This window comes from Pseudomonas sp. CG7, from assembly GCF_023701885.1.
Classification (GTDB): domain Bacteria; phylum Pseudomonadota; class Gammaproteobacteria; order Pseudomonadales; family Pseudomonadaceae; genus Aquipseudomonas; species Aquipseudomonas zanjanensis.
The window spans coordinates 1-17,741 of sequence record NZ_JABAEE010000044.1; the positions used below are offsets into that span (position 1 = coordinate 1).

Consider the following 17,741-nt stretch of genomic DNA (forward strand, 5'->3'; position numbering starts at 1 on the left):
TGGGTGCTGGCTCCCGCGCGATGGCGGGGCCATCGCAAAAAAAGCGCCCCCCGTCGCCCCCCAGCGGGAGCAAGCTCCCTCGCCACAAGCGCTCATCGACAAGACCTGATTCACCCGCTGTCCCGAGATTCAACAAGAACAACATTTCAGGAGAATCATCATGGGCGAAGTCGTCCTGGCTGCGAAAATCTGCCACGTTCCCTCGATGTACCTGTCGGAGCTGCCCGGCAAGCACCACGGTTGCCGCGCCGCCGCGATTGCCGGCCACAAGGAAATCGGCCGTCGCGCCCGTGAGCTGGGCGCCGACACAGCCGTGGTGTTCGACGTGCACTGGCTGGTCAACAGCGCCTATCACGTCAACAGCGGCGAGCACTTCAAGGGCGTCTACACCAGCAACGAGCTGCCGCATTTCATCAAGAACATGGAGTACGAATACGCAGGCGCGCCGGAACTGGGCGAACTGATCGCCGCCGAGGCCAATGCCGTGGATGTGCGCACCCTGGCCCACAACATTCCAAGCCTGGAGTTGGAATACGGCACGCTGGTGCCCATGCGCTACATGCACATGGATGTCCCCCAAGCGCAGAAATTCAACGTCGTGTCCATTGCCGCCTGGTGCGCCTGGCATCGCCTGCAAGACAGCTTCGCCTTTGGCGCCGCGGTGCGCCGGGCCATCGAGAAAAGCGATCGCAAGGTGCTGGTGCTGGCGTCCGGTTCGTTGTCCCACCGTTTCTCCGATGATCGCAACGCCGAAGCCAACATCCACAACTGGACGCGGGAGTTCGACAAGCAGGTCGACCTGCACGTCGGCGAGATGTGGCGCCAGGGTCGATGGAAAGAGTTCTGCGCCATGCTCCCGGACTACGCCGAACACTGCTTTGGCGAAGGCAAGATGCACGACACGGCGATGCTGCTTGGGCTGCTCGGCGGGCCGGACTACGACAAGCCTGCCGAAATCATCACCGAGCCGTTCGGTAGCTCCGGCACCGGGCAGATCAACGCTGTCTTCCCTGTTTGACACCCCGGCCGCACGGCGTCCCCGTGCGGCCTGAAGGAGCCGTTCATGCCGCATTTCATCGTTGAATACACCGACAACATCGAACGCCAAGCCGACCTCCCCGGCCTGTTTGAAAAGGTCCATGCCGTGCTGGGCGACAGCGGCGTGTTCCCCCTGGGCGGTATCCGCAGCCGCGGCGTACGCCTGGACACCTGGCGCATGGCCGACGGCAAGCATGACTACGCCTTCGTGCACATGACCTTGAAAGTCGGCCATGGTCGCGACCTGGCCACCCGCCAGAAAGTCGCGGAAAAACTCTTCGAGGTCATCACCGCGCACTTCGCCGAACTCCAGGCCCAACGCCTGCTGGCCCTGTCGTTCGAGATGATCGAGCTGCACGAACAACTCAACTTCAAGGCCAACAACGTCCACGCCTTCCTCAAGGGCCAGGCCAGCTGAATCCATCTGCCCCGCCCTCCCCATCGGCCTCTCTGACAAAAAGTACAAGATCATGAGCACAGCCAATACCGCCGACACTGTCGGCACCATCGCCCACGACCGCACCCATGCCACCATCACCTGGCGGTTGATGCCGCTGCTGCTGGTCTGCTACCTCTTCGCCCACCTGGACCGCATCAACATCGGCTTCGCGAAGATGCAGATGAGCGCCGACCTGCAGTTCAGCGACACGGTCTACGGCTTCGGCGCCGGCCTGTTCTTCATCGCCTATGCGCTGTTTGGCGTGCCCAGCAACATGGCCTTGGACCGGGTCGGCCCGCGGCGCTGGATCGCTACCCTGATGGTAGTCTGGGGCGCCTTGTCCACCGGCATGTTCCTCATCGAAAGCGCCGCCGGTTTCTACGTGCTGCGCTTTCTGCTGGGCGTGGCCGAGGCCGGTTTCTTTCCCGGCATCCTGGTCTTTCTCAACCGCTGGTATCCGGCCCGGCGCCGGGCCCAGGTGACGGCGTTGTTTGCTATCGCGGTGCCAATGGCCGGGGTGATTGGCGGGCCCTTGTCCGGCGGTATTCTCGAGCATTTCCATGACCTTGGCGGCCTACGCGGCTGGCAGTGGATGTTCGTCATCGAAGGGCTGCCGGTGATCCTGCTCGGCTTGGTTGTGCTCAAGTGCCTGCCGGACAGTTTCGAGGCGGTCAACTGGCTGACACCCCAGGCCAAGCAACAGCTGCGCGAACAACTGAGCCTTGAAGAGCAGCGCAAATCCATCACCTCGTTCTCGGCGATCCTCAACAACCCACAAGTCTGGTTGTTGGTGGCGGTGTACTTCGCCGTGATGCTGGCGGTGAACACCCTGGCGTTCTGGATGCCGACCCTGATCCACGGTGCCGGCATCGGCAGCGACGGCAAGGTCGGGCTGCTCAGCGCGGTGCCCTACCTGGCCGGCTGCTTCTTCATGATCGGCTGCGGGCGCTCCTCCGACCGCCATCGCGAACGCCGCTGGCACCTGTGCGTGCCGCTGTTGATGGCCGCGCTGGGCATCGCGGTCGCCGGGCTGTCCCCTGGCAACCCGACCCTGGTGCTCAGTGGCCTGATCGTCGCCGGCATGGGCGCCAGTGCGGCGTTGCCGATGTTCTGGCAACTGCCGCCAGCCTTCCTGTCCAACGGCACCCAGGCCGCCGGCATCGCGCTGATCAGCTCCTTCGGCAGCATCGCCTCATTCTTCGCGCCCTACCTGATCGGCTGGATGCGCGACACCACCCAGAGCGCCAGCCTCGCCCTGTACGTGCTGGCCCTGCTCATCGCCCTTGGCGGCTTGCTGGTGCTGCGCACCCGGGCTGCCATCGTCAATCCTCAATAAGAGACCCTTGCCATGCTTGACCAGACTTTCATCCAGCAAGCCGCCGCGCGCCTCGACCAGGCCGAACGCACCCGTGAGCAGGTGCGACAGTTTTCCCTCGACCACCCGGCCATCACCCTTGAGGACGCTTACGCCATCCAGCGGGCCTGGGTCGCGCAAAAGATCAAGGACGGGCGCAAGCTGGTCGGCCACAAGATCGGCCTGACCTCCCGGGCCATGCAGGTATCGTCGAATATCACCGAGCCGGACTACGGCGCGCTGCTCGACGACATGTTTTTCGATGAAGGCACCGACATCCCGTTCGAGCGCTTCATCGTGCCACGGGTGGAAGTGGAGCTGGCGTTCATCCTCGGCAAGCCGTTGAAAGGCCCGAACGTAACGGTGTTCGACGTGCTCGACGCCACCGAATGGGTGATCCCGGCGCTGGAAATCATCGATGCGCGCATCCAGCAGGTCGACCCACAGACCAAGGCGACCCGCAAGGTCTTCGACACCATTTCCGACAACGCCGCCAATGCCGGGGTGGTCATGGGCGGTCGTGCCGTGCGCCCGACCGAGATCGACCTGCGCAAGGTGCCGGCGGTGCTCTACCGCAACGGCGTGATCGAAGAATCCGGCGTCTCGGCGGCGGTGCTCAATCACCCGGCCAAAGGCGTGGCCTGGCTGGCGAACAAGCTGGCGGCCTATGCCGTCACCCTGCAACCGGGACAGATCATCCTCGGCGGTTCCTTCACCCGCCCCGTGGCCGCCAACCCCGGCGATACCTTCCATGTCGACTACGACATGCTCGGTTCCATCGCCTGCCGTTTCGTCTGATCGGAGACCGTCTCATGGACATGCCCATCAATACCTTCAAGCAACGCCTGCGCAGCGGCGAAGCGCAGATCGGCCTCTGGCTGGGGTTGGCCGATGCCTACTGTGCGGAGCTGGCGGCCAATGCCGGCTTCGACTGGCTGCTGATCGACGGCGAACACGCGCCGAACGACTTGCGCACCTTGCTCGGCCAGCTCCAGGCCGTGGCACCCTACCCCAGCCAGCCGGTGATACGTCCGGTGGTCGGCGACACGGCGCTGATCAAGCAAGTGCTCGATATCGGCGTGCAAACCTTGCTGGTGCCGATGGTGGAAAGCGCCGACCAGGCGCGCGAACTGGTGCGTGCCATCCACTACCCGCCCCACGGTGTCCGCGGTGTCGGCAGTGCGCTGGCCCGGGCGTCCCGCTGGAACAGCATCCCCGGCTACCTCGACAAGGCCGATGAACAGATGTGCCTGTTGGTGCAGATCGAGAGTCGCGAGGGCCTGGCCAACCTGGATGCCATTGCCGCGGTGGACGGTGTGGATGGGGTCTTTATCGGCCCGGCGGACCTGAGCGCGTCCATGGGTTTTCGCGGCAACCCCGGTCACCCGGATGTGCAAGCGGCCATCGAAGACGCCATCACCCGCATCCGCCAGGCCGGCAAGGCTGCCGGGATTCTCAGCGCCGATGAAAAACTGGCCCGGCGTTACCTCGAACTAGGCGCGGCGTTTGTCGCGGTGGGCGTGGATACGACGGTGTTGATGCGGGGCTTGCAGACACTGGCGGCGACGTTCAAGGACACACCAAAGCCGACGGTAGGCGGCGTGTACTGACACACCAATCTTTGTGGCTAGGGAGCTTGCTCCCTCGCCACAAAAGCTAGCTCCACTTGGCGGTCTCAGCGCCTGATCGCCTTCAGCTCATTGAGCAACCCCAGCAACGTCTGCAACTTTTCTTCCCCCAGTTTTTCCTGCAATCGCTGATAGTTCGCTTCCATGCTCTGGCTCATCGAATCGAAGCTCGCCTGCCCTTGCGGCGCCAGGCGCACCAGTACCCGTCGCTGATCCTGTTCGGCCTTGCGCCGCACCACCATGCCCGCCGCTTCCATGCGCACCAATACGCCGGTCATGCTGGGCTTGAGGATGCAGGCCAGTTCGGCCAGGCGATTGATCTCCAGTTCGTCGTGCTGGCTAAGGATACGGACGACCCGCCATTGCTGCTCGGTCAAGCCGTGTTGGTTGAGGGACGGCCGGAAAAACCCCATGGCCGCTTCGCGGGCCTGGAGCAGGGTCAGGGTCAAGGATTGGCGCGGCTGGGGCATGGATTAGGTTCGCGAGAAGATTTAGTTAATGAGTTAACTAAATCTTAACAGCTTCCAGCCGATGTCGAACTCATCCGTTCACAATATCCGGATTGGGCGATAGACCCTGTGGCGAGGGAGCTTGCTCCCGCTGGGCTGCGCAGCAGCCCCTGGATCAGTCGCATCGGAGTGTCAGGCAATCTGAGGTTGAAGTGTTGGGACCGCTTCGCGGCCCAGCGGGAGCAAGCTCCCTCGCCACAGGCAAGCGCTCGGTATCGATGCGAGCTCAAGCGCCCTTGATCACCCCCTTGAGCACTTGCTTGAAATGCTCGACCTGTTCCTCGCTGAACTGGCCGAACACCTTATCCTGCTGTTCCTTGGCAATCGCCCAGAGCCCCTCAGTCTCATCGATGCCCTTGACTGTCAGGCGTACCCGCTCGCCTTCATCGCTCACCAGGCCCTTGCGCTTGAGGTTGGCCACGGCTTCTTCGATCTCGCGCACCGGCATTGCCACTTCCCGCTGCAGGTCGCACAGGTTCAGTCCGGCGTCGTTCTCCAGCACCATCAACATCCGCGCTTCGCTGGTGCGCAAGCCGGTGGACAACTGACGCGGCTGGTAGCTGGCCTGGTAGGCTCGCAGCGCCTGGGTCATCAGGTAATACAGATTGTGGCTCAAGCGGCCTTGGAAATGACTGCTGGGGGACTGCCCCTCTTCCCGTCTGGTCATGCGGGTGTGGGGCAGCACCATCGAGTAGGCGCCCTGGTGGTAGAGCAACGGCGAACGCCCAAAATCATCAAAGGCCACGACCTTGCCGATCATGATCCAGTGATCGCCACCATCGACCTGCTGGAATTTTTCGCAGTGAAAACGCGCCGAGCAGTCCACAAACACCGGGGCACCGCCTTCGCCGGCCTCGAATTCGATTTCAGCGAAGCGATCATCCTTGGGTCGGGCGAAGTTGTTTGACAGGTCGATCTGGTCGGCGGCCAACACGTTCACCGCGAAATGGCTGGCGGCCTCGAACACTTCGTGGCTGCCGGAGCGCTTATCGATGCTCCACAGGATCAGCGGCGGATCCAGGGACACCGAGTTGAAACTGTTGGCCGTCACCCCGACCTTGCGGCCATCTTCAGTGGCGGCGGTGACCACGGTTACGCCGGTGGCAAAGTTACCCAGGGCCCGGCGGAACGCGCGGGTGTCGAAAGCGGTAGCATAAAGACTGGACATGCAAGACTCCCGGCCGTCTCAAGGGACGGCCTCGATTATTGTTCTAGGGACACGCGGTCAAACCATGGAAGGATCGGGATCGAGCCCCATCAGCTCACGACCGAGGATCTGCGCGCAGACGTCGTAGTCGGTGTAGGCATGGGCGCCGGTCAGGTGGGCGTCGCGAAACAGCCGTTGCAACTCGTTGCTCTCGAACCAGGCGCCGCCGCCGGCCGCCTCTATCAAGCGGTCGACGGCCTGGATGCACATCTTGGTGGCGTAACCCTGGTTGGTCCGCCAGAACGCCAGGGTTTCCCGGCTGGGGTACTCGTGGCGCTCGCCGTGTTCGGCGTGCTCCTGCCAGGTTTTTTCCAGGAAAGCACGGGCTGCCGCCACCTGATGGGTAGACTCTGCCAAGCGCATCAACGCCGGGGTGGCGGCACCGACGGCCGCGCCGGTGTAGGCCCGCACGCGGTTGCGGGTTTTCTCGCGAAAGACTTCCAGCATGCGCTCGGCCACACCCAGGCTGACCGTGGAGAAACCACTGGCGAAGTACGGCCGGTACGGCGAGTAGAAACTCTTGCTGTCCGGGTAGAGGCCGAACCCACCGGACTTGCCTTCCATCATGTCCTTGGCTTTCTGGATCCGGTGTTCCGGCACGAAAGCGTTGTCGATGATCAAGGTCTTGCTGCCACTGCCGCGCATGCCCACCGCGAACCAGTCATCGCGAATGTCATAGTCGCTGCGCGGCAGCACCGCAAAGCAATAGTCCTGGGTGCCTTCGGTGTTTTTGCGGCGGAACCCCACGATCGCCCATTCGGCATGATCGCAGCCGCTGCTCCAGCCCATTTCACCGCTGAACATCACACCGCCGTCGGCCTCTTCGGTGCGGCCAAACGGTGCGATGCTGCTGCTGGCGGTGGCATCCGGGTCATCACCCCAGATTTCCTCCTGGGCCTTGGCCGGGAACATTGCCAACTGATGGCTATGGGTGCACAACAGGCTCATGGCCCAAGCTGTGCTGGCACAGGCACCGGCCAGCAGCGCAATGCAATCGGCGAACTGCGGCAGGGAAATCTCCAGGCCACCGTAGGGTTTGGGCTGGAAGGCCCGGTGCATGCCGATGCTCTTGAGCAAGGCGATATTTTCGGCGGGCACGCTACGGTCTTTCTCCGCCTGGAAGGCGTTTGCGGCAATGGCCGGCAGGAGGGGCTTGAGGTCTTCGAGCAGCGGGTTTGGCTTTTTCATGGACGGGCTCTTTTATTATTGGCGTCTGCCGTTCTCGCCTTTGCCCGGCAACCCGGGGCGCACAAACAGCGGGATCAGTGATTAAGGCCGGTCCAGTATGGGCAATCGCGGGCAGGTGAAAAATGCACCTTCCAGATCCAAGATTGTACTTTTCATGGGGCAGGGTTCGGCGTCCGTGGCGCCCTCGGTCAAATCCCCCGGCACGGATGATCAAGACAAGCGCCTTGCCAAGGCTCTTAATAGGGCCATCCCTTGCGAAGCCTTGCGTAGACGTGGCAACGGCGTTTTCTTTCACTTTGTCAGGTTGCGTCATGATCACTATCGAAACGCCCACCTATTACACGGCCACCAAGAAATACAACCTCAGCTTCCCCACGTTGGAACAGGACGTGGACGCCGATGTCGTGATCATTGGCGGTGGTTTCTCCGGCATCAATACTGCGCTGGAACTTGCTGAAAAAGGCATCACCAACATCGTGGTGCTGGAGGCGCGTTACCTTGGGTTCGGCGGCACCGGGCGCAACGGCGGGCAGATCATGGCCGGCATCGGTCATGACCTGGAAAAGATCAAGAAGGACGTGGGTGAAGACGGCCTGCGCCAAGTCTTCGAGATCAGCGACCTGGGTGCCGACATCATCAAGGACCGCATCGCCAAGTACGCCATCGATGCCGATTTCTGCCACGGTTACGGCTACATGGGTTTCAACGCCCGCCAGGAAAAAACCCTGCGGGCCTGGGAAAAAGATTTCAAATCGATCAACAGCAAGCACGAGATCCGCTTCCTCGGCGGCTCCGACGTGCAGCAGATCATCGGTTCCAAAGCCTATGGCAGCGCCTTGCTGCACATGGGCGGCGGACACGTGCACTCGCTGAACCTGTTGCTGGGTGAAGCCAAGGCGGTGGTCAGCCACGGCGTGCGGATTTTCGAGAACAGCCCGGCCCTGGAAGGCAGCTATGGCGAGCGCATCACCGTGCGCACCGGGCGCGGCTCGGTCAGGGCCAGCAAGCTGCTTTGGGCCTGCGACAGTTTCCTCAACAAACTGGAACCGGAACTGCACCGCTCGACCATCAACACCTACGCCTTCCAGATGATGACCGAGCCGTTGTCGGACCAACTGATCCAGCGCATCAGCCCGATTCGCGGCGCCTACAGCGACATTCGCCCGGTGATCGACTATTACCGCGTCACCAACGAAAACCGCCTGCTGTTCGGTGCCGCGACGCCGTTGGTGGAACACATCCCCCAGGACCTCAAGGCCTGGAACCGGCGCCTGATGCTGAAAATCTTCCCGTACCTCAAGGACGTGAAGATCGACCTGGCGTGGGGTGGCCCGATGGCCTGCAGCCCGAACCTGTTCCCGCAGATCGGCACCCTGCCCGGGCGCAGCAACGCGTTTTTCGTCCAGGGCTACTCAGGCTTTGGCGTCACGCCGAGCCACATCATCTGCAAGGTGCTGGCCGAAGGCATGAGCGAAGGCTCGGCGCGCTACGACCTGGTCAGCTCGATCCACCGCCCGACCATTATTGGCAAAGACGCCATTCGCCCATTGTTGCTGACGGCCGGCAAGTCCTGGCATCAGCTGTCGGGCTACTGGAACGGCCGGCGCTGAAGGCCACGATGCCAGTCAGCCATGGGAAACCTTGTGGGAGCGAGCTTGCTCGCGAAGACGGTGCAACAGTCGACATCAATGCATCCTGGCCCACCGCTATCGCGAGCAAGCTCGCTCCCACAGGGTCCGGGGTTTGACTGACTGGTATTGGACACATCCACCTCTATTTTTTCAATCATCAGGAGTCACTGCCATGCCCCTTATCACCCTTGAAAAAGACATCCAGCTGTCCGACCTGGACGCCTGGGGCACCGTCGCCGATCTCGGTTCGCAGATTCTCGAAGGCGAGGTCAAGGCCTTCGGCAAGATGACCTTCGGCGCCCCCACCGACCCGGTCAGCAGCGCCTACTTCGGCACCACCCAAGGCAAGTTCCGGATGGTCTACCCCTTCGCCGAACAAGCCACCGTGGTCACCGGTGAAGTGGTCCTCACCGACGAGGCCACCGGCCAGAGCACCCGCTACAAGGCCGGCGACAGCTGGTTCGTGACCAAGGGCACGCCGGTGCTGTGGGAAGTGGTCAGCGAAAGTTTCGTCAAGCACTACTTCGCGGTAGCCTGACCGGACAGGGCTGCCGGCCCCACCGGCAGCCCATTTGCGAAGGTAGCGACCATGAACGTCATCCCGACCCAGGACATCGCCGGCCAGTGCCTGCACGCCTTCACCCAACTGGTCCCGGTCAGCCGGGCGGCGTTCTACTGCGTGGATCGACACCTGCAGGTCCATGACTTCAGCCTCCATGGGATGAGCGGCGAGATGCACCGCGACTACCTGGACAACTACCGCCAGTTCGACCCGCTGCACCCGCGCCGCTGTGCGCCCAGCGAACTGGCCGTGGTGCCGTTGGGCCTGGCGATGTCCCGCCAACCGCTGCGTGACAACCATCGTTATCGCGACTTCCTGCAACGCTACGGCGTGGTCGACGTGGTGGAAGTCTTCGCCCATCGCGACGGTCAGCCGCAAGCGGCTATTTCGTTGCTGCGCACCGCCGAGCAAGGCGTCTTCACCCCTCAGCAGTTGAGCCAACTCAGCGCGTTGCAGGCCTTGCTGCAACTGGCCGTGGCCCATTTGCCGGCCCATGAGGATGCGCTGGCCGACCTGACACCCAAGGAGCGCCAGATCGCCTGGCTGCTGCGCCAAGGCGTCAGCAACAAACAATTGGCCCGGGAACTGGAAGTGGGTTTGCCGACCATCAAGACTCACCTGATCCACCTCTTCCGCAAAGTCGGCGTGAGCAGCCGCACCGAGTTGGTCAGCGCGCTGTTCCTCTGATCAACCATTCGGTTGATAGGCCGCCGTTGCCCGGCGCCTCATGATCCGAGTGGTCAATTCAACCACCGGAGCCTTGCAATGAGCACATCTTCAGACTGGATCACCGTCGGCGCCCTGGCCGATGGCTTTGCCCCCGAAGCCTTCATCCTGCCCAACCTGGCCGACCTGGACGGCAAGACCTTCACCCTGCATTTCGCCAATGGCTGGCAGATCGAGCATCGCTTCGAGCAGGACACCCTGACCTGGAACGCCGCCGATGGGCACTCCAGCGGCACCGCGCCCTACCGGGCCACTTCGGTGCGCCCGGGCCTGTACCTAGTGGACTTCATCAAGCGCGAAGGCGAGCTGACGTCGTCGATAAGCCTGGTGCTCGATACCGCCAACGCCGCGTTCACCGCCGTGATCGGCCGCATGCCCAGCCAGGAACAGACCGGCGAAGGCCTCTACCTCCGCGCGTTGGCCGGCAAGCCACTGACCTCGGTTCAAGCGCAGTGCCTCCACGGCAGCCTCGCTCGTCCCTGGCAACCTGGCCTGTGCCCGCACGCGCCAACCACCGAACTGGTGGGGCTGCGCAACCTGTATCGCTACAGTCCGAGCGAAGTCTACGAACACATTTACCTCAACGACCAATTCTACTCCTGGCAGTGCCTGAAGGGCGTTGAACAAGGCCTGTGCGACACCGATCGCTGCGACACCTACAAGATCGCCGACCAGTTGTACCTCTTCGTCTGGCGGGAAAAGATCATCCCGACCCTGGGCCTGGTACTGATCGACCTGCAACAGCACCGCAGCGACGGCAAGATCTTCGGTTACGCCGGCGCGTCGTTCGATGAGTTTTCCAATTTCCCGGTCAGTTCCTACTGCCAAGTGCTCAATCAGACGGAGTATCCCGATGCCTGACTCACGCACCGTGGTGATCACCGGTGCCGGCACCGGCATCGGTGCCGCTTGCGCCCGGCTGTATGCCGGCGAAGGCGCCAACCTGGTGCTGATCGGCCGCCGCCGCGAGCCCCTGGAAGCACTCGCCGAGGACATTGGTGGCTTGGTATTGGTGGGCGATGCGGCCTGCCCGAGCACCTGGGACGGCTTCATCGAGCAGATTCATGCGCGTTACGGCCGACTCGACGTGTTGCTGGCCTGTGCCGGCGGCTTGGGCATGGGCAGCGCCACCGAGACTCAGCCATCGGCCTGGGAAGCCGCCCTGCGCAGCAATCTCGACAGCGCTTTCTATAGCGCCCGGGCGTGCCTGCCTCTGTTGCAGGAAAGTGCCGGCAACATCGTGCTGATCGCCTCCATCGCGTCATTGGCGGCAGGCCCCCACGTGTGCGGCTACACCACCGCCAAGCATGCGTTGCTCGGCCTCAATCGCTCCCTGGCCAGGGATTACGGGCCTCACGGCGTACGGGTCAATGCGGTCTGCCCAGGCTGGGTGCGCACGCCCATGGCCGATGAAGAAATGCAGGCATTGATGCAGTTCCATGGCGAAACGTTGCAGCAGGCCTACGACCGGGTCTGCGCCGACGTGCCGTTGCGCAGGCCGGCCAGCGCGGAGGAAATCGCCAACGTCTGCCGGTTCCTGGCCTCGCCTGATGCGTCGATCATCACCGGGGCGACGCTGGTGGCCGATGGCGGCTCCAGCATCGTCGACGTGCCGACCCTGGCCTTCAGCCGGATGGAGGCCCGCGATGCCTGACGATCTGGATTTCAGCGGCCAGACCGTACTGGTCACGGGCGGTGCCCAAGGTATAGGCCGGGCCATCGTTGAAGCGTTTGCCCTGCGCGGCGCTCGCGTGGTGATTGCCGACCTGGGCCTGGCCCGGGCCGAAGCAGTGGCCGGCGAATTGACCGCCGTGGGCTGTCAGGTACAAGCGGTGGCGGTTGACCTGGCCGACGCGACGGCGATCTTCGACATGATGACCGCGCTGGAACAACGCTTGGGGCGGCTGGATACCTTGGTGCACAACGCCGGGTATTTCCCGTTGACGCCGTTCGCCGAAATCACCCCGGCGATACTGGAACGAACGCTGGCGGTGAACCTGTCGGCGCTGTTCTGGCTGACCCAGGCCGCATTGCCGATGTTCCGGCGCCAGGGCCGAGGCTGCGTGCTGGTGACCTCCTCGGTCACCGGCCCGCGGGTGGCGTATCCGGGGCTCAGCCACTACGCGGCGTCCAAGGCCGGGGTCAATGGTTTCATTCGCAACGCCGCGCTGGAACTGGCGGCCGAGAATGTCCGCGTCAACGGGGTCGAACCGGGCATGATCGCCACACCGGCCATGGCCAACCTGGGCGACGACGAGGTCAACCAGGACATCGCCCGCCGGGTGCCGCTGGGTCGATTGGGCCAACCGAGCGACATCGCCGGGGCCATGTTGTACCTGGCGTCGAGCCTGGCTGGCTATGTGACTGGGCAGACGTTGGTGGTGGATGGGGGTTCGACTTTGCCGGAGGTTTGAACCTGTGTGGGGTAAGTCAGCTTGCGGTGAGGGTGGATGTACCACCGTCATCGCGAGCAAGCTCGCTCCCACCGGTTTTTCCGAGTTGTTCACAGCATCGGCGACCACCACCGATCCCCTGTGGGAGCGAGCTTGCTCGCGATAGCGATCGTCAAGCCAGCGACGCCTCCCTCAAGCCCCCCCCTGCCCCACCTGCAAACGACTGGAACGAAACGCCTTGGGCGCCTGCTCGAACTGCTTCTTGAACGAACGGCTGAAATGCGCCGAATCGGTGAAGCCCCACTTGTAGGCAATCGAGGTAATGGACTCGTCCCGCAGGAACGGGTTGATCAGGTCATCGGCGCTGCGCTTGAGCCGGGCTCGCTGGATGTAGCGGCACACGCTGTCATCCTGCTCTTCGAACAAACGATACAGATGCCGCACCGAAATATTCAGCCGATTGGCCAGGCCCACGGGGCTGAGGCCTGGCTGGGTAAGTGATTCGTCGATGACCTTCTGCACATAGCTGCGCAAATGGCTGCCCTGCAACGCCACCCCTTCGTCACGGCCATCGCTACCCTGTTCCAGGGCCGAGCCCAACAGCGAAACGAAGGCACTGTGCAAGGCTTCACCCTCGCCCGCCGCGCCCTCGCCGTCCGGTGTGTCCTTGCACAGTTGATCCATCAATACATGCAGCATCCGCCCACACGCCTTGCTGGACGAAACCTTGCCGAAGGTCTTGGTTTCCCCGCCCAGTTGCCGCGACACGTCCTGGCGAGACAAGGACAGCACCGCGTGCTCGATCAGGCCGAACGGGGTGATCTCAAGCGCGCCTGCCGAATCCATCAACAACAATTCACCGGGCGCCAACTGGATGCTCCGGCCGTTCTGGGTAATGCGGCAGTAGCCGCTGCGCTGGCTGACCAGGAGGCAATCCTGGTCATCATCATGATCGGCGTTGGGGGAGTGACGCTTGATGTTACCGGCATTGGTCCGCAGGTTGGCGAGGGCAAGGCCTCCCCGATGAAAATTCGACACTTCACCAATGAACAGCGCGCGATTGAAGGCCAGCTCGGTATCGAAGTGGCCGCAAGTCGCCCGCAGATCCCGGTTCCAGGTGTCCAGACCGTCCTGCCCAACCTGTTGCATGCTCATGGCATTCTCCGCAGTGGCTTTTTGTTTTTGTGCGGCAATAGTTAACATGTTATCTATATGCACGCAACAAGTACCTGATCGCCAGAGCCGTAGCAGGAATAATGCCAGGACAGCACAACAGAATCAGAGCGTTGCCAATACCCGCTGCAGGCCGCTCAAGGTCGCCAGCAGGACGCCGCGCTGCTCGCGGCTCAACGGGATATAACGACGAAAGGCCGGCATGCGATTGACCACTTCGCTACCGCCCATGTGTTCCAGGCGCACGCACCACTGGCGGCCCTGCAGATCGATGCGCAGCCGCTTGAAATCCAGCGGCATGAGGGCCTGATACACCACGCGGACCTTCTCCACGGCCGCCTGCACCCTGGCCGCCAGGTCGCAGCGCCCGTCACGCTGCCGGCAACGAATGCCACTGCGCCGGACAGCCCCGCCGTGGTGCAATTCCAGGCGCGCCGTGCCCTCTCGGGAAGCAGGCACGCGTAGCACGAATTCGGTCATCACCAGGTGCATCAACAACTGCGATTCGGTGCGCTCGACAACTTCCAACTGCAAGCTGCCGTCGTCGGTGACTGCCGTGGCGACGGTCGGGCCTGTGACCTCGAATCGCGCCAATGCGAGGTTGCGCCGCACATGTTCCAAGGTCACCCCGGGCCGATAACCGGCCGGGGCGCGCTGGGCGCTGAATACCTCAGACAGCTTTTGCAGCAGGGTCGACAAACTCGCCCACAGGTTGCCCTGGCTCATGGGAAAACTCCTTGGCCAGTACGTCTTCCACCAACGCTGGCTTGAATGGATTGACCTTCTGCACCACCAGGGTCCAGAACAAGGCGTACGCCGCGGTGCCGCCGAGCATCACCGCGAAGGGCACGTAGATGTCCGCCGGATTCATGCCGGGCGGTGTGATGAACCACATGCCCAGCAGAATGCCGACACTGGACAGGATCTGCGGCAACGGGAACCACGGTGAGCGATAGGCCCGCGGCAGATCGGGGCGACGAATCCGCAGGCTGACCACCGACACGGTCACCAGCAGGTAGGCAAAACTCCAGGCGCACACCGCCGCCAACACCAGGTGCATGATGTTGTCGGGATTGCCGCCCAGCCACCACGCATGCAGGCAAGGAATCAGCATCGCCACCAAGATGCACAGCAACGGCGTCTTGAAGCGAGGATGCAAATAAGTGAAGACCTTCGGCAATGCGCCGTCCACCGCCATGCCGTAGAGAATCCGTGGCACGCCGGCCATCAGGGTGTTGATGGTCGCCGCACCGGCGAACAGAAAGCCGATGCCCAGCCACATCGGGCCGATATCGCCCATGACCTGTTCGGCGAACCGCGGAATCGCCATGGGGGTGTCCAGCAGATGCACGCCGCTGGTGGCATCGAGCAGCACGTTTTCCACCTGGCGCTTCATCGCCGCACCGTAGATGAACATGCAGGTGGCGACGCTGAACAAGCCCAGCATCATGGCCCGGGGCATGGTCCGGGCGGAATTGCGCAGGTCCGGTGCCAGGGGCGTGACGAATTCGCAGCCGACGAACATGAACATGGCCATGCCCACCAACGACAACACCGTGACCAGATCGGTGCCCACCACGGAGGCGCCGAACCAGCCCTCCAGCTCCACCGCCGGCGCGGCGATCAGGCCCAACACGCCGAACACCATCAGGGTGGTCCACATGCCGAATGTCAGGATGATCTCCGCCCGGCCAAAGGCGCTGACGCCGAACGCATTGAGCACCCCAAACACCACCACGAAGCCCACGCCCAGCAACCAGGAACCGCCCGCCGATTCGGCCAGGGTGTTGAGGTGCTCGAAGTTCACCAGGGCCATGACCCCGGCCAGGATGGTCTCGGCGGTGCCGGCGAACACATGGACAATCAGATAGGCCGACAAGGTGCCGGTAATCGCGAAGAAACGGCCCATGCCACAGTTGATGTAGTCATAGACCGAGCCGGTGGTGGGAAGAATCGACGCGGCCTCGGCGAACGTCGTCGCCTGGGCCAGCATCATCACCACGGCGATCAGCATCGCCATGGCAAAGGCGCTGCCGCCGATGCCAAAGCCCATGGTCGCGGTGAGAATCACGGGGCTTGCCATGATCAGGCCAATGGTGCTGGCCAACGCGGTGGGAAACCCCACCGAACCCCGGTTCAAGTGCTCGGTGAGCCTGTCATTGATCGACATGGTGCAAGGTCCTCGAAAGCGCATTTTTAGTATGGATGCCACAGCCGTCCAGGACCCGGCGATCATGCCTTCCCCAACCGGTCCCTGATCGAAACGGCGTTGCGTGCAGCCTTACTCTGCGCCGCCCCGCCCCAGGCGTCTTGCCCGTGTCTGCCGGTGGTTTTGTTGCTGCCTGCCAACACCGCCACGCTGGCGGCCTGGGTCAACTCCTTGGCAGGCAGGTGAAAGACTTCCCTGGGTGCCGCTCCCTTTAATGCGCGCTCTGCTGTCCTATCACACTGGGGAATCCACCATGGAGCACACACGCCGTACACCTTTGCTGCGCAACGCCATCGGTTTGGGCATCGCCCTGCTGGTCGCCGACTCATCGGCCCAGGCCTATGAGCTTTACGCCGACGAAGACACTACCGTCACCGGTAACTTCCTGGCGGTCTACGGGCTGTTCAACAGCCGCAAGAACTATGACGGCACCTCCGGTGGTTCGAGCTGGCGCGAAGGTTTCATCAAGTATGGCCTGAGTATCGACCAGACACTTGGCAGCCTGGGCAGTGTCTACGGGACGGCCAATCTGGTCAGCTCCGGCACTTGGGGCGATGGCGATGCGGCCGGCCTGAGCGACGGTTCCGAACGCACCACCAAGTTCGACGAAGCCTTTGCCGGCTGGCGCTCGGGGGACTTGTTCCCGGCATTGGGCAAGGACGGTGTCGATCTGTCCTACGGCCGCCAAGTGATTACCCTCGGCGACGGTTTCATCATCAATGACGATGGCCTGAACCTGGGCAAAGGCGTGGCCGATGGCGAACTCAACCGTGGCGGCGCCTATTACCTGGCGGCCCGGCATGCCTTCGACGAAACCGCCGTCGTACGCCTGGGCGGCAAGGACGGCGTGCATGGCAGCCTGATGTGGATCAAGTCCGACAACCGCGCCCAGGCCAACACTGAAATGGCCGCCGGCACCCTGGAATACACCGCCGCACCAGGCACCCTGGGACTGACCTATATCCATGGCCTCGATGTCGACGACCGCTACGCCAGCGATTTCCAGAAGCAACGCGACGGCATGGACATCTACAGCCTGCGTGGCGCCGGCAATGCCGGCATCGAAAATGCTCATTTCTCTTTCGAGTATGCCTGGCAGGACAAGGACGCGGGCCCGGAGAAGGCCTGGTACGCCGAAGCCGGCTACACCTTCGCCGACCTGCCCTGGACGCCGGACCTGACCTATCGCTACAGCCGCTATTCCAAGGATTGGGACTCGATGTTCAACGGCCAGAACCGTGGCTACGGCACCTGGTTCCAGGGTGAAGTGGCGGGCAACTACGCCGGGCCATTCAACAGCAACACCGCCATCCAGCACGTCGGCCTCAAGCTCAAGCCGGCGGAAAACGTGACCCTTGGCGCGCTGTTCTTCGACTACCAGACCCTGCACAGCCGCCATGCGCTGAACCTCGATGCCCGGGAGCTGGACCTGTACGTGGAATGGGCGGTGAATGAACACTTGATCGTCACGCCGCTGGTGGGTTTGTACACGCCTGAGAAGGATGCGGACAACGGGGGCAATCAGGTGGGCGGCAACGGCACCAACGTCTACAGCCAGTTGGTGGTGGCGGTTCCGTTCTAGACGACCGACGGTAGGAGCTGCCGTAGGCTGCGATCTTTTGATCTTTCGCTTTCGATGCAAGTGTCTTTGGGAAGATCGCAGCCTCGTTGCACTCGTCAGCTC

The 17,741-nt window shown here is 62.9% G+C and carries 18 protein-coding genes; 12 read left to right on the top strand and 6 right to left on the bottom strand.

What is annotated here, in order from left to right:
• The first annotated feature begins 160 nt into the window (after nucleotides 1–160).
• Genes hpaD through hpaI form a run of 5 tightly spaced genes read left to right on the top strand, consistent with a single transcriptional unit; the run spans nucleotide 161 to nucleotide 4,441 of the window.
• Nucleotides 161–1,018: a 3,4-dihydroxyphenylacetate 2,3-dioxygenase gene (gene hpaD, locus HGO40_RS18140; protein ID WP_250964124.1), complete on the top strand. Its 858-nt coding sequence runs from the start codon at nucleotides 161–163 to the stop codon at nucleotides 1,016–1,018.
• A gap of 45 nt (nucleotides 1,019–1,063) precedes the next feature.
• Nucleotides 1,064–1,456 carry a 5-carboxymethyl-2-hydroxymuconate Delta-isomerase gene (locus tag HGO40_RS18145; RefSeq protein ID WP_250964125.1) on the top strand — a complete coding sequence of 131 codons (393 nt, stop codon included), beginning with the start codon at nucleotides 1,064–1,066 and terminating at the stop codon, nucleotides 1,454–1,456.
• A 52-nt stretch (nucleotides 1,457–1,508) separates the two neighbouring features.
• Nucleotides 1,509–2,813: an MFS transporter gene (locus tag HGO40_RS18150; RefSeq protein ID WP_186730908.1), complete on the top strand. Its 1,305-nt coding sequence runs from the start codon at nucleotides 1,509–1,511 to the stop codon at nucleotides 2,811–2,813.
• Between the two features lie 12 nt (nucleotides 2,814–2,825).
• Nucleotides 2,826–3,629, top strand: a complete 804-nt coding sequence (hpaH, locus tag HGO40_RS18155; RefSeq protein ID WP_250964126.1) for a 2-oxo-hept-4-ene-1,7-dioate hydratase — start codon at nucleotides 2,826–2,828, stop codon at nucleotides 3,627–3,629.
• Nucleotides 3,630–3,643: 14 nt separating this feature from the next.
• Nucleotides 3,644–4,441: a 4-hydroxy-2-oxoheptanedioate aldolase gene (hpaI, locus tag HGO40_RS18160; protein WP_250964127.1), complete on the top strand. Its 798-nt coding sequence runs from the start codon at nucleotides 3,644–3,646 to the stop codon at nucleotides 4,439–4,441.
• Between the two features lie 65 nt (nucleotides 4,442–4,506).
• On the opposite strand, the gene hpaR is transcribed toward hpaI, so the two are convergent.
• From hpaR to HGO40_RS18175, 3 genes are all read right to left on the bottom strand, one after another.
• Nucleotides 4,507–4,929, bottom strand: coding sequence for a homoprotocatechuate degradation operon regulator HpaR (gene hpaR / locus HGO40_RS18165; protein WP_250964128.1), 423 nt, complete (start codon nucleotides 4,927–4,929; stop codon nucleotides 4,507–4,509).
• 265 nt (nucleotides 4,930–5,194) lie between these two features.
• Entirely contained in the window at nucleotides 5,195–6,136 is a 942-nt protein-coding gene (locus tag HGO40_RS18170) for a p-hydroxyphenylacetate 3-hydroxylase reductase component (RefSeq protein WP_250964129.1), read from the bottom strand.
• A 57-nt stretch (nucleotides 6,137–6,193) separates the two neighbouring features.
• Nucleotides 6,194–7,363, bottom strand: coding sequence for a p-hydroxyphenylacetate 3-hydroxylase oxygenase component (locus HGO40_RS18175; RefSeq protein ID WP_250964130.1), 1,170 nt, complete (start codon nucleotides 7,361–7,363; stop codon nucleotides 6,194–6,196).
• Nucleotides 7,364–7,674: 311 nt separating this feature from the next.
• On the opposite strand from HGO40_RS18175, the gene HGO40_RS18180 reads away from it, so the two are divergent.
• The 6 genes from HGO40_RS18180 (at nucleotide 7,675) to HGO40_RS18205 (ending at nucleotide 12,696) form a co-directional block, all read left to right on the top strand.
• On the top strand, nucleotides 7,675–8,973 hold the full coding sequence (locus HGO40_RS18180; RefSeq protein WP_250964131.1) for an NAD(P)/FAD-dependent oxidoreductase: 1,299 nt from the start codon (nucleotides 7,675–7,677) through the stop codon (nucleotides 8,971–8,973).
• 193 nt (nucleotides 8,974–9,166) lie between these two features.
• Nucleotides 9,167–9,532, top strand: a complete 366-nt coding sequence (locus HGO40_RS18185; RefSeq protein WP_046065473.1) for a cupin domain-containing protein — start codon at nucleotides 9,167–9,169, stop codon at nucleotides 9,530–9,532.
• A gap of 51 nt (nucleotides 9,533–9,583) precedes the next feature.
• Nucleotides 9,584–10,243 (top strand): helix-turn-helix transcriptional regulator, encoded by a 660-nt coding sequence (locus HGO40_RS18190; protein ID WP_250964132.1) that lies wholly within the window; start codon nucleotides 9,584–9,586, stop codon nucleotides 10,241–10,243.
• Between the two features lie 78 nt (nucleotides 10,244–10,321).
• Nucleotides 10,322–11,143 carry a molybdenum cofactor biosynthesis F family protein gene (locus HGO40_RS18195; RefSeq protein ID WP_250964133.1) on the top strand — a complete coding sequence of 274 codons (822 nt, stop codon included), beginning with the start codon at nucleotides 10,322–10,324 and terminating at the stop codon, nucleotides 11,141–11,143.
• Nucleotides 11,136–11,936 carry an SDR family NAD(P)-dependent oxidoreductase gene (locus HGO40_RS18200; protein WP_250964134.1) on the top strand — a complete coding sequence of 267 codons (801 nt, stop codon included), beginning with the start codon at nucleotides 11,136–11,138 and terminating at the stop codon, nucleotides 11,934–11,936. Before HGO40_RS18195 ends, HGO40_RS18200 begins: the two co-directional genes overlap by 8 nt.
• Nucleotides 11,929–12,696, top strand: a complete 768-nt coding sequence (locus HGO40_RS18205; protein WP_250964135.1) for an SDR family oxidoreductase — start codon at nucleotides 11,929–11,931, stop codon at nucleotides 12,694–12,696. The genes HGO40_RS18200 and HGO40_RS18205 overlap by 8 nt, the downstream gene beginning before the upstream one ends.
• Before the next feature lie 171 nt (nucleotides 12,697–12,867).
• Here the strand turns inward: HGO40_RS18205 and feaR are convergent, their stop codons facing one another.
• From feaR to HGO40_RS18220, 3 genes are all read right to left on the bottom strand, one after another.
• Nucleotides 12,868–13,830: a transcriptional regulator FeaR gene (feaR, locus tag HGO40_RS18210; RefSeq protein ID WP_250964136.1), complete on the bottom strand. Its 963-nt coding sequence runs from the start codon at nucleotides 13,828–13,830 to the stop codon at nucleotides 12,868–12,870.
• A gap of 123 nt (nucleotides 13,831–13,953) precedes the next feature.
• Nucleotides 13,954–14,574: a DUF3156 family protein gene (locus HGO40_RS18215; protein WP_250964137.1), complete on the bottom strand. Its 621-nt coding sequence runs from the start codon at nucleotides 14,572–14,574 to the stop codon at nucleotides 13,954–13,956.
• Nucleotides 14,519–16,018 carry an APC family permease gene (locus HGO40_RS18220; RefSeq protein ID WP_250964138.1) on the bottom strand — a complete coding sequence of 500 codons (1,500 nt, stop codon included), beginning with the start codon at nucleotides 16,016–16,018 and terminating at the stop codon, nucleotides 14,519–14,521. The genes HGO40_RS18215 and HGO40_RS18220 overlap by 56 nt, the downstream gene beginning before the upstream one ends.
• 292 nt (nucleotides 16,019–16,310) lie before the next feature.
• On the opposite strand from HGO40_RS18220, the gene HGO40_RS18225 reads away from it, so the two are divergent.
• Complete coding sequence (locus HGO40_RS18225) at nucleotides 16,311–17,639, top strand: alginate export family protein (RefSeq protein ID WP_250964139.1); 1,329 nt, start codon at nucleotides 16,311–16,313, stop codon at nucleotides 17,637–17,639.
• Nucleotides 17,640–17,741: the final 102 nt, after the last annotated feature.

Coding starts and splice junctions, on each gene's coding strand:
- HGO40_RS18190 (WP_250964132.1), top strand. CDS start 9,584: ATGAACGTCATCCCGACCCAGGACATCGCCGGCCAGTGCCTGCACGCC.
- HGO40_RS18185 (WP_046065473.1), top strand. CDS start 9,167: ATGCCCCTTATCACCCTTGAAAAAGACATCCAGCTGTCCGACCTGGAC.
- HGO40_RS18150 (WP_186730908.1), top strand. CDS start 1,509: ATGAGCACAGCCAATACCGCCGACACTGTCGGCACCATCGCCCACGAC.
- hpaH (WP_250964126.1), top strand. CDS start 2,826: ATGCTTGACCAGACTTTCATCCAGCAAGCCGCCGCGCGCCTCGACCAG.
- feaR (WP_250964136.1), bottom strand. CDS start 13,830: ATGAGCATGCAACAGGTTGGGCAGGACGGTCTGGACACCTGGAACCGG.
- HGO40_RS18215 (WP_250964137.1), bottom strand. CDS start 14,574: ATGAGCCAGGGCAACCTGTGGGCGAGTTTGTCGACCCTGCTGCAAAAG.
- HGO40_RS18200 (WP_250964134.1), top strand. CDS start 11,136: ATGCCTGACTCACGCACCGTGGTGATCACCGGTGCCGGCACCGGCATC.
- HGO40_RS18180 (WP_250964131.1), top strand. CDS start 7,675: ATGATCACTATCGAAACGCCCACCTATTACACGGCCACCAAGAAATAC.
- HGO40_RS18195 (WP_250964133.1), top strand. CDS start 10,322: ATGAGCACATCTTCAGACTGGATCACCGTCGGCGCCCTGGCCGATGGC.
- HGO40_RS18175 (WP_250964130.1), bottom strand. CDS start 7,363: ATGAAAAAGCCAAACCCGCTGCTCGAAGACCTCAAGCCCCTCCTGCCG.
- HGO40_RS18220 (WP_250964138.1), bottom strand. CDS start 16,018: ATGTCGATCAATGACAGGCTCACCGAGCACTTGAACCGGGGTTCGGTG.
- HGO40_RS18145 (WP_250964125.1), top strand. CDS start 1,064: ATGCCGCATTTCATCGTTGAATACACCGACAACATCGAACGCCAAGCC.
- HGO40_RS18205 (WP_250964135.1), top strand. CDS start 11,929: ATGCCTGACGATCTGGATTTCAGCGGCCAGACCGTACTGGTCACGGGC.
- HGO40_RS18225 (WP_250964139.1), top strand. CDS start 16,311: ATGGAGCACACACGCCGTACACCTTTGCTGCGCAACGCCATCGGTTTG.
- HGO40_RS18170 (WP_250964129.1), bottom strand. CDS start 6,136: ATGTCCAGTCTTTATGCTACCGCTTTCGACACCCGCGCGTTCCGCCGG.
- hpaI (WP_250964127.1), top strand. CDS start 3,644: ATGGACATGCCCATCAATACCTTCAAGCAACGCCTGCGCAGCGGCGAA.
- hpaD (WP_250964124.1), top strand. CDS start 161: ATGGGCGAAGTCGTCCTGGCTGCGAAAATCTGCCACGTTCCCTCGATG.
- hpaR (WP_250964128.1), bottom strand. CDS start 4,929: ATGCCCCAGCCGCGCCAATCCTTGACCCTGACCCTGCTCCAGGCCCGC.